Source organism: uncultured Roseicyclus sp. (assembly GCF_937892565.1).
Lineage (GTDB): Bacteria > Pseudomonadota > Alphaproteobacteria > Rhodobacterales > Rhodobacteraceae > Roseicyclus.
Map to the genome: position 1 here is coordinate 1 of NZ_CALAHQ010000085.1, position 7818 is coordinate 7818.

Below are 7818 nucleotides of genomic sequence, written 5' to 3' on the forward strand. Positions count from 1 at the left end.
TCATGGGCGTGGTCGTCATGCGCGTGGTCGTCATGCGCGTGGTCATGGCCGGCATGATCATCATGCGTTTCGCCACCATGATCCGGCGCGTCATGGGCGTGGTCGTCATGGTCCGCATCGCCATGATCATGCGCCTCGAAGCTGGCCCCGTCACGAAAACCGAGCCGACGGATGCCCTCGACCTCCAACAGACCCAGCCGTGCCGCATTGGGTGCCAACGCGCCCAGCGGGTCGGCCAACCAGGGCGTCAATTCAGGCCCGACCCAAACCACCAGATCGGCCCCTTGCAGTGCCGCCGCCTCGGAGGGGCGCAACGCATGGGCATGGGGCGACGCGGTTGGCGGCAACACAAGATCCGGCACCCCCACCCCCGACATCACTTGGGCCACCAGGGCATGAACCGGCGCGATGTCGACCGCAACACGCGGCACATCGGCCAGGGCCGGGGCGGCCAGAACAAGCGGTAAAGCGGTCAAGCTGGTCAGCAACGCAGCGCGCATGAGAATCCTCGTATGTGATAACATAACATTTAGGATCACTTGTTATGCGTTATGGAATAACATATCAATAGCCCATGACAGCCACCCCACCCCACCTGCCCATCGGATTTTCCCGCCATGACCATCATGCCTGCATCGAAGGCACGGTGGCGACGGTGGCGGCGCGCTGTGCGGCCGAGGGGTTGCAATTGACCCCGGTGCGGCGTCGGGTGCTGGAGATATTGCTGGAACGCCACCGCGCGCTTGGCGCCTATGAGATCCTTGACGTGCTGCGCGCCGAGGGCTTGGGTTCGCAACCGCCCGTGGCCTATCGCGCGCTGGAATTCCTGACCAGACACGGCTTTGCCCATCGGATCGAAGGCTTGAACGCCTTTGCCGCCTGTAGCCATCCCGGCGATGATCACGACGCGGCGTTTCTGATTTGCACCGGCTGCGGCGTGGTGGCCGAGGCACAGCCCGATGCCGCGCGCGCGGCCCTTGCCCTGACGGCCCGCTCTGCCGGCTTCACCATCCGCCGCAGCGTGATCGAAGCCCAAGGTCTGTGCCCCGCCTGTGGGGTGGACGCCGCGCCATGAGCCTTGCCTCACTTGCCGGGGTCGATGTGCGCTTTGGGGCGCAAACCGTCTTGCATGGCGTCGATTTCGACATCACACGCGGCGAGATCGTGACCATCGTGGGGCCGAACGGATCGGGAAAATCAACGCTGTTGCGGGTGTTGATCGGGGCGCAACACCCCAGCGCGGGACAGGTGCGGCTGATGGCGGGGCTGCGCATCGGGTATGTGCCGCAAAGACTGCATATCGACCCGACCCTGCCCCTGACGGTGCGCCGATTTCTCGACCTGCCCCAGCGCATTCCCCAGGATCTGGCGATCGAGGCGCTGGATCGTGCGGGCGCGGGCAGCTTGGGCGCGCGTCAGATGGCCGATCTGTCGGGGGGGCAGTTTCAGCGCGTGCTGTTGGCGCGCGCAATCCTGAGCAAGCCCGACCTGCTGATCCTTGACGAGCCGACCCAAGGGCTGGACCAGCCGGGTTCAGCCGCGTTTTACCGCCGCATCGCCGAAGTGCGGGCCGAACTGGGCTGTGCCGTGCTGATGGTCAGCCATGAGTTGCATGTGGTGATGGCGGCGTCTGACCGGGTGATCTGTCTCAATGGTCATGTCTGCTGTGCGGGCCACCCCGAACAGGTGGCATCGGCGCCGGAATACCGGGCGCTTTTTGGCAGCGGCACCCAAGGCGCGCTGGCGCTTTATCGCCATGAACATGCCCATGGGCATGATCACGACCATGATCACCCCCATGGTCATGGCAGTGAGGCTGCACAATGAGCGGACTTTTGGATGATTTCCTGATCCGCGCGACGCTGGCGGGCATCGGGGTGGCGCTGGCGGCAGCACCCTTGGGCTGTTTTATCGTCTGGCGGCGCATGGCCTATTTCGGCGATGCGACGGCGCATGCGGCGATCTTGGGCGTGGCGCTGGCCTTGGCCTTCAACCTGTCGATCATGCTGGGCACGCTGGTCATGGCGCTGGCCATGGCGCTGTCGGTGTCGGCGCTGTCGGGGCGGGGGCGCGCGATGGACACGATGCTGGGCGTCTTGTCGCATTCGGCGCTGGCCGCGGGTCTGGTGGCGGTCTCGCTGCTGCAAGGCGTGCGGCTGGATCTGTCATCCTATCTGTTTGGCGATATTCTGGCGGTGGGGCGTGCCGATCTGGCGGTGATCTGGGGCGGCGCGGTCATGGTCATCGGGTTGATCTGGGCGCGCTGGTCGGCGCTGTTGACGGCCACGCTGTCGGATGATCTGGCAACGGCTGCAGGCATCGACCCACGGCGCGAGCAATTGATCCTGACGCTGGCGCTGGCCGTAGTGGTGGCCGTCGCCATCAAGGTGGTGGGTGTCCTGCTGATCGCGGCGCTGCTGATCATCCCGGCCGCGGCGGCGCGCAGTTTTGCCCGCACCCCCGAAGCGATGGCCTTGATCGCGGCAGGCATCGGGGGGGCTTCGGCGCTGGTGGGCATGGCGCTGGCATGGACATTCGACACACCGGCGGGCCCGTCCATCGTCTGCGTGGCGGCGGCCGCATTCGGGGTGTCAGCCATGATCGATCTGCTGCGCCGCGCGGCGTGAGGCGCCGGGGCATGTTAATGCATTGCCTGAAGAAACTGACTTAATCATATGCAATAGTTAAGTTTTCAACCATTCATTGACAAACAGAACCCGGTCGCACCCTGCCAGCGGCAAAAGCCGATCCAGTTCCGCCTCGAGCCGTGCCTGACGGCCATGGCCCCAGCGGATGCCTGCCTCGGGCCAAAGCGCACGGATGACCAGCGTTGCGCTCTGGCGATCCGCGCTCATGTCGATCCGGCCCAGCATCCGGTCCCCCTCAAGCAGCGGAAAGACGTAATAACCATAGCGGCGCTGCGGGGCGGGCACGAAGATCTCGATCCGGTAGGCAAAACCGAACAGCCGCTCGGCCCGCTTGCGGTCGCGCAGCGCCGGGTCAAAGGGCGACAGCACCCGCACACGCGGCGCAGGCGCGGCAAGATCAGCCGCCCGCGCCAGGGTCTCGGGCCAGATGACCACCCGGCGCGATGCCCCATCGGCGCCCGCGACCATGGCTTGGGCAACTTCGCCCCGCTTCAGCGCAGCCTCGACCCAGGCCCGCGCCTCGACCGGGGTGATCAGCGCCCAGAACGCCGCCAGTTCGCCCGATGTGGCAAAGCCCAGACGGTCCAGCGCGCCGCGACAGGCCCAGTCGATGATGCGATCCTCGGGGATATGGGCATTCAGTTGTTCCGCCGGGATCACGCGTTCGGTCAGATCATAGAATTTGCGGAACCCCTCGCGCCGGGTGATGGCCAGATCACCCGCGCGCCAAAGGTATTCCAGCGCGGTCTTGGACGGGTGCCAGTCCCACCAACCGGTGGATTTTTCGGCCCGCTTTTCGCCGATTTCCGCCGATTGCACCGCGCCGTGATCGGTGATGTGGCGCAAGACCGTGTCGATTTCGCCATGAAAGGCGGGCCCGTGCCACTCTTTCCAGCGCGCGCTCAGACGCACCCGGTCGCGCGCAAAGCGCAGCCGCCACTGCGGGAAAAACGCCACCGGGAGGATGGCGGCGTCATGGGTCCAATGCTCGAATGTGGCGCGGTCGCGGTCGTTGAGGTCGCGCAGCGCCTCGGGGCGATAGGCGGTCTGGCGCGACCACAAGATCAGATCATGGGCACGCGCCACAGTGTTGACGCTGTCCACCTGCACAAAGCCCAGCCCGTCGATCAGCCGCGCCAGATCCGCGCCATGGCCCGCCCCGCCGGGCCGGTCCGACAGGCCATGCGCGGCCAGAAAGACGCGCCGCGCGGCGCTGTTGCCAAGCACTGGCAGGTCCATGGAACGCGGCGCCCCCCTGCCCCTTGGGCCGCCCTATTCGGCAGCCAGCCCTTCGGTGAATTGCAACCGCGCCAGCCGCGCATAAAGCCCGCCCTGGGCCACAAGGCTGTCATGGGTGCCTTCGGCCACGATGCGGCCGTTTTCGAACACAAGGATGCGGTCGGCCTGTTTCACCGTGGCAAGCCGGTGGGCCACGATCAGCGTGGTCCGCCCGGCAGACAGCCGCGTGACGGCCTCTTGCACCGCGCGTTCGGATTCCGCATCGAGCGCGCTGGTGGCCTCATCGAGCAACAGGATGGGCGCATCGCGCAGAATGGCCCGCGCAATGGCGATGCGCTGTTTCTGCCCGCCCGACAGCATCAGACCGCGTTCGCCCACATAGGTGTCATAGCCTTGCGGCAGCGCCATCAGGAACGCATGGGCGGCGGCGGCCTTGGCGGCCGCTTCCACCTCGGCATCCGAGGCGTCGGGGCGGCCAAAGCGGATGTTTTCGCGCGCCGAGGCCGCAAAGATCACCGGGTCTTGCGGCACCAGCGCCATCGCCGCGCGAAAGGTGGCGCGTGTCATCTCGGGCAAGGGCACATCGTCAAGCGTGATCTGCCCCGATTGCGGATCGTAAAACCGCAACAAAAGCTGAAAGATGGTCGATTTTCCGGCGCCCGAGGGGCCCACGATCGCCACTGTCTCACCGGGGCGGATGGTAAAGCTGACCCCGTCAAGCGCCGCCGCATCGGGCCGCGTGGGGTATGAAAAGCGCACCGCGTCAAAGACGATGGCGCCCTGTCCACCCTGCGGCAGGGCGCGCCCCGGCTTGGGGTCGGCCACGGCGTCTGTGGTGTTGAGCAGCTCGACCAGCCGTTCGGTCGCGCCGCTTGCGCGCTGCAATTCGCCCCAGATTTCCGACAAGGCACCGACCGAGCCCGCCACCATGATGGCATAGATCAGGAACTGGATCAGCTCGCCCACACTCATCGCTTCGGCGCGCACATCGCGCGCACCCGTCCACAGCACACCCACAATCCCCGCAAAGACCAGCGAAATGACAATGACCGTCATCACCGCCCGCGTTGCGATGCGTTTCTTGGCGCTGTCGAAACTTTTCTCGGTCACCCGCGAAAAGGTCAGCGCCGACGCGATTTCATGGGTAAAGGCCTGCACCGTCTGCACAGACAGCAACGCCTCGGAGGCATTGCCCGAGCTTTCGGCAATCCAGTCCTGATTTTCGCGGCTCAGGCTGCGCAAACGGCGACCCAGAACCACGATCGGCACGATGATCAGCGGCACGATCAGCAAGACCGCACCCGTCAGCTTGGGCGATGTCACCATCATCAGCGCCAGGCCCCCGATCAAGATCAACAGATTGCGCAGCGCGACCGAAACCGACGAAGAGATGACCGACAGCAATAACGTGGTGTCGGTGGTGATGCGGCTCAGCACCTCGCCCGTCATGATGCGCTCGTAAAAGGCCGGGCTCATGCCGATCATGCGGTCAAACACGGCCTTGCGGATATCGGCCACCACCCGTTCGCCCAGCCGCGTCACAAGATAATAGCGAAGCCCCGTCCCCAGCGCGAGAAGTGTCGCCACACCAAGGGCTGCCAGAAAATACTGATCCAGCAACGCGGCACTTTCCGTGCCGAACCCATCGACCACCCGACGCACCGCCAAGGGCAGCGCCAGCGACACGATGGCCGTCAGGACCAGCGCAGCGATGGCCGCGCCCAACATGGCACGATAGGGTCCCAGAAATGGACCCAAGGCGCGCAAGCTGCCGATCTGACGCGATTTGGCGCGTTGCTCGGTTTGGGCGGGCGCAAGGCTGGCTTTCGGGCTGGCAGAGATGTCTGAGGTCATGGGGCCGCGTCTTGTGGTTTTCGTGCCCGGCCTACAGCCCCTGCGACCGGCCCGCAATGGGACGGGCTGACGCGTCAGCGCACAAAGCCGTAGCGGTCAAGCAACTCTTGCCGGGTGACGATCTGTGGCGGCATTCCGGGCGGGCGGCGGCGGATCACCTCATAGGTGCCGTCGGGCAAAAGCCGATACCAGGCGATGTCGATGGTGCCCAGCCGTTCGAGATGGGCCAGATAGGCGTCAAGCGTCTCGAAACTTTGGCCTTGGGCAAAGGGGCGCTCGACCGCACCACCATTGCCGCCCGCCACATCCGCCCCCATCACCACAAGACCGGCAAGGCCAAGGCCCAAAAGACCGATGGGAATGCGTGCAAGCGGGGCCATGTCATGCCTTTCGGTTACGCGGAGACCATAACGTTACCACCATTATGCTACACCGCAACCCCGCGCCGGAGCAATGAATTGCCCGCAGCCATGCGCGCACCCGCGGGGGCCAAGCGGTTTTCGTGAAAAAACGACCCTGTGACCTGTTGCAAAAAGGACGGGCTTGTGAACACTCCCACACTGTAACGAGTGTATCCCCGCGATCTGGAGTGGTGTTTCATGTGTGTGACCTGTGCCTTCATCAACCCCTTCGGCGGGGATTGGCTCCATGACAAAGACCATGGGCGGACCCTCACCGAAACCGGCGATGTGCCTGGCGATACATCCACGAACGTGCAGCTTTCTGCCGGCGACACGTTCCACGGAACGATCGGCTTTCCGGGTGATTGGGATTGGTTCTACGTCGAATTCGAGGCAGGCGTCACCTACACGATCACGCTGACACCGGGCACACTGGACGACCCGGTGATTTTCCTTGCCGATGCGAACGGCGCCATCGAAGGGCTTATAGACAACGGTTTTTCAGGAGACGCAGAAACCTTTACCTTCACGCCCAATGTCACCGGATCGGGCTATCTGATTGTCGACAGTTACTACAACACCCTGCCACTGTGGGATCCGGCTTGGGGTGTGGACATCGGCACCTACACACTGACCATCACCGACGGCGCTGCACCGCCCTCTGGCGACGGCACGCCGCTTGATGCGATCACCTGGAACTACACCGCGCCCAGCGTCATCAATGTCTATTTTGTGCCGGGCGGCATGGCCTTCGACGATAGCTACATTCCGCCCCAGTTTACAAGCACATGGAGCAATTACGAAATCCAGCAAGCCCAGCTTGCCTTTGATATGTTTGAAGCCGTGGCCAATGTCACCTTCAACATCGTTGCAAACCCGGTTCAGGCCGATTTCTTCATGGTGGAATCCACCGATCCTGCGTCCTCGCTTGCCTATTGGTTCATCGGTGGTGGCACGGTCACACTCAATGGCATCAGCTACACCGATCTCGACGGCTGGGGCGTTTTCTACAATCAAGGTGAGGGCTGGACCACCGCGGGGCTCGCTCAGGGCGGTTTCGGCTTTGCCACGATACTTCACGAGATCGGACATGGCTTGGGCCTTGCCCATCCCCATGACACGGGCGGGGGGTCAACCGTCATGAACGGGGTCGGCAGCCCCTTTAATGACCTTGGGGATTTCGATCTCAATCAGGGCATCTATACAACGATGACCTATAATGAAGGCTGGCAGACCGCGCCTCATGGTGTCACCCCATCGCTTGGCTACGGCTATCAGGGCACGCCCATGGCTTTGGACATTGCCGTCCTGCAAGCGACTTACGGCGCGAACATGGCAACCAATGCGGGCAATGACAGCTATGTTTTGCCCTCCGTGAACGCGGCTGGTACCTTTTACACCGCGATCTGGGATGCGGGCGGGACCGATACCATCTTGCACAATGGCAGTGCCGCAGCGGTGATCGATCTGCGCGCGGCGACGCTGACCTATGCACCGGGCGGTGGCGGTTTCGTCTCCTACGTGGTCGGCATCCATGGCGGCTTCACCATCGCGGCGGGCGTGGTGATCGAAAATGCCACGGGCGGTTCGGGCAACGACACCATCACCGGCAATGACGCGGACAATCTGCTGTTCGGCAATGGCGGGGCCGACCGGATCGACGGTGGCGATGGCAA

General features: G+C 64.1%; 8 protein-coding genes. 4 read left to right on the plus strand and 4 right to left on the minus strand.

The genetic code is table 11. The features are described 5' to 3' along the window. Nucleotides 1-500, minus strand: a 500-nt coding sequence (locus Q0094_RS11895; RefSeq protein ID WP_297619729.1) for a zinc ABC transporter substrate-binding protein, incomplete at its 3' end; no start/stop codon positions are given. 74 nt (nucleotides 501-574) lie between these two features. Here Q0094_RS11895 and Q0094_RS11900 point away from each other — a divergent pair. Genes Q0094_RS11900 through Q0094_RS11910 form a run of 3 tightly spaced genes read left to right on the plus strand, consistent with a single transcriptional unit; the run spans nucleotide 575 to nucleotide 2627 of the window. Next, the gene (locus tag Q0094_RS11900; RefSeq protein WP_297619731.1) at nucleotides 575-1075 is read left to right on the plus strand and encodes a transcriptional repressor; all 501 of its coding nucleotides are present in this window, start codon (nucleotides 575-577) and stop codon (nucleotides 1073-1075) included. Then, nucleotides 1072-1827: a metal ABC transporter ATP-binding protein gene (locus Q0094_RS11905; RefSeq protein WP_297619733.1), complete on the plus strand. Its 756-nt coding sequence runs from the start codon at nucleotides 1072-1074 to the stop codon at nucleotides 1825-1827. The genes Q0094_RS11900 and Q0094_RS11905 overlap by 4 nt, the downstream gene beginning before the upstream one ends. Beyond that, nucleotides 1824-2627: an iron chelate uptake ABC transporter family permease subunit gene (locus tag Q0094_RS11910; protein ID WP_297619735.1), complete on the plus strand. Its 804-nt coding sequence runs from the start codon at nucleotides 1824-1826 to the stop codon at nucleotides 2625-2627. Before Q0094_RS11905 ends, Q0094_RS11910 begins: the two co-directional genes overlap by 4 nt. 57 nt (nucleotides 2628-2684) lie before the next feature. Here the strand turns inward: Q0094_RS11910 and Q0094_RS11915 are convergent, their stop codons facing one another. From Q0094_RS11915 to Q0094_RS11925, 3 genes are all read right to left on the minus strand, one after another. Beyond that, nucleotides 2685-3887 carry a crosslink repair DNA glycosylase YcaQ family protein gene (locus Q0094_RS11915; protein WP_297619738.1) on the minus strand — a complete coding sequence of 401 codons (1203 nt, stop codon included), beginning with the start codon at nucleotides 3885-3887 and terminating at the stop codon, nucleotides 2685-2687. Nucleotides 3888-3920: 33 nt separating this feature from the next. Further along, entirely contained in the window at nucleotides 3921-5741 is a 1821-nt protein-coding gene (locus Q0094_RS11920) for an ABC transporter transmembrane domain-containing protein (RefSeq protein WP_297619740.1), read from the minus strand. 74 nt (nucleotides 5742-5815) lie between these two features. Continuing rightward, complete coding sequence (locus tag Q0094_RS11925) at nucleotides 5816-6121, minus strand: hypothetical protein (protein ID WP_297619743.1); 306 nt, start codon at nucleotides 6119-6121, stop codon at nucleotides 5816-5818. A 219-nt stretch (nucleotides 6122-6340) separates the two neighbouring features. On the opposite strand from Q0094_RS11925, the gene Q0094_RS11930 reads away from it, so the two are divergent. Next, a partial coding sequence (locus tag Q0094_RS11930; RefSeq protein ID WP_297619746.1) for a M10 family metallopeptidase occupies nucleotides 6341-7818 on the plus strand: 1478 nt, incomplete at its 3' end.